The following is a 410-nucleotide window of genomic DNA, read 5'->3' on the forward strand; positions in this document are numbered from 1 at the left end:
ATTCAAGCACGATTTGAAAATATTAATTAATTTAAATGCGAGTGGAGGATTTGAACTGGTTAACTATACAACAGGTGATATTTTTAAGTACAACAAAAGTATAGATAAAAACACTGATTTTGTTTTAGATGGTGTGTATGCATCTCGAGATATAAATAGAGTGGGACTTGATACAAATAGAGGCATTATAACATTAGAGCCAGGTAAAAATGAATTTAAGATTAAAGGAGACGTCAGGGATATTAAAACTACATTTAAGTTTCCTTTTATTTATAGGTAGGTGATTTAATGGATTATCATGATCATTTATCAGTAATGGATTTTAATGAATTGATTTGTGAAAATTTACTAGATGTAGATTATGGTTCTTTTAAAGAATATTATGAACTGAATGAAGCTAGGTACATCAC

At 28.3% G+C, this 410-nt stretch carries 1 pseudogene; it reads left to right on the forward strand.

The features are described 5' to 3' along the window. Positions 1–280 (forward strand): annotated as a pseudogene (locus J1M81_RS24385) (phage tail domain-containing protein); the annotation flags it as partial. Positions 281–410 lie beyond the last annotated feature (130 nt).

It is taken from the genome of Rhodococcus sp. KRD175, from assembly GCF_017168275.1.
GTDB lineage: Bacteria > Actinomycetota > Actinomycetes > Mycobacteriales > Mycobacteriaceae > Rhodococcoides > Rhodococcoides fascians.